We start from the raw sequence: 1,526 nt of genomic DNA on the forward strand, positions 1-1,526 counted from the left end.
AGACGCCGGGGGGCTTCCGGGAGTACGTCGAGGAGCGGCTCGGCCGCACCGCGCCGTACCGGCTCACGGACGGGCGGAATCCGGCGTACCGTGCCTGGGAGGGCGGGTACGACCCCGACGCCTGGCTGGACCGGGCGGTGCACGCGACCCGCACCGAGGTGTTCCCGCTGCACGGGCTCGACCCGTTCCCGTGACCCGCGAGACCTCGGCGTGGAACGTCCACCGGAAGGTTCCGCAAGGCAACACGCCGTAGGCCAGTCAGGTTTCTTTCGTCCATCCCTTCCCACGAGTCACACCAGGCCCTATTCTCACGTCAGCGCCGCCCGTGTGATCACCGGTGGGGAAGCCGGTGGCGGGCGCATAGAAAGCGAGCTGGTGCACGATGGCTGCCAACTCTTCCGGGGACATCGCCGAGGCGAAGTTCCTGACCGTGGCCGAGGTCGCGGCGATGATGCGCGTCTCTAAGATGACCGTCTTCCGCCTGGTGCACAGCGGCGAGCTGCCCGCTGTCCGGGTCGGCCGATCGTTCCGCGTCCGCGAGGAGGACGCGAACGAGTACCTCCGCAAGAGCTTCTACGACGCGGGCTGACCGTCCGGCCCGGGGCCGCGATTCTGCCTGCCTCCGGGTGCCCGATAGGCTGTGCCGGTCCTGCGGTGTCTCCGCAGGGCGGTACACAGCTGTGAAAGGTATCCCGTGGGTTCTGTCATCAAGAAGCGGCGCAAGCGCATGGCCAAGAAGAAGCACCGCAAGCTGCTGAAGAAGACGCGCGTCCAGCGCCGCAAGCTCGGCAAGTAAGCCTCCTCCTGGGTCGCGGGGTCGCCATGGGCAGCGCCGGCAAGGTCGTCCTGGTCACGGGCGTGTCCCGCGACCTGGGGCGCAGGTTCGCGCGGTCCATCGCCACCGACCCGACGGTCGACCGGGTGATCGGCGTCGACGTCGTCCCCCCGCGGGGCGACATCGGCGACGTCTCGTTCGTGCGTGCCGACATCCGCAACCCGGTGATCGCCAAGGTGATCGCCAAGGAGGACGTCGACACCGTCGTCCACATGAGCGTCATCTCCACCCCCGGCAGCGCCGGGGGGCGGAACACGATGAAGGAGCTCAACGTCATCGGGACGATGCAGCTCCTGGCCGCCTGCCAGAAGGCGCCGGGCCTGCGGGCGCTGGTGGTGAAGTCCTCGACCGCGGTGTACGGCGCGAGCCCCCGTGACCCGGCGATGTTCACCGAGGACATGGAGCCGCGGCGCGCGCCCCGCTCGGGCTACGCCAAGGACGTCAACGAGATCGAGGGCTACGTGCGCGGCGTCGCCCGCCGCCGCCCCGACGTCCGAGTGACCACGCTGCGGTGCGCCAACGTGATCGGCCCCCACGTGGTCAGCCCCATGACCAGCTACTTCCGGCTGCCGGTCATCCCGACGGTGCTCGGCTACGACGCGCGCATGCAGTTCCTGCACGAGCAGGACCTCATGGACGTGCTCCTGCACGCGGTGCGCCACGACGTCCCCGGCACCTTCAACGTCGCCGG

The 1,526-nt window shown here is 69.7% G+C and carries 3 protein-coding genes and 1 pseudogene; all 4 read left to right on the plus strand.

The annotated features are described in order from the left end of the window. Positions 1-194, plus strand: a pseudogene (locus ACTUAL_RS23115) (hypothetical protein); the annotation flags it as partial. A gap of 188 nt (positions 195-382) precedes the next feature. Further along, the gene (locus tag ACTUAL_RS23120) at positions 383-589 is read left to right on the plus strand and encodes a helix-turn-helix domain-containing protein (protein WP_440901708.1); all 207 of its coding nucleotides are present in this window, start codon (positions 383-385) and stop codon (positions 587-589) included. 105 nt (positions 590-694) lie between these two features. Beyond that, positions 695-796, plus strand: a complete 102-nt coding sequence (locus ACTUAL_RS23125) for a 30S ribosomal protein bS22 (protein WP_008356322.1) — start codon at positions 695-697, stop codon at positions 794-796. A 26-nt stretch (positions 797-822) separates the two neighbouring features. Beyond that, a partial coding sequence (locus tag ACTUAL_RS23130; RefSeq protein WP_440901709.1) for an NAD-dependent epimerase/dehydratase family protein occupies positions 823-1,526 on the plus strand: 704 nt, incomplete at its 3' end.

It is taken from the genome of Actinosynnema sp., from assembly GCF_052038725.1.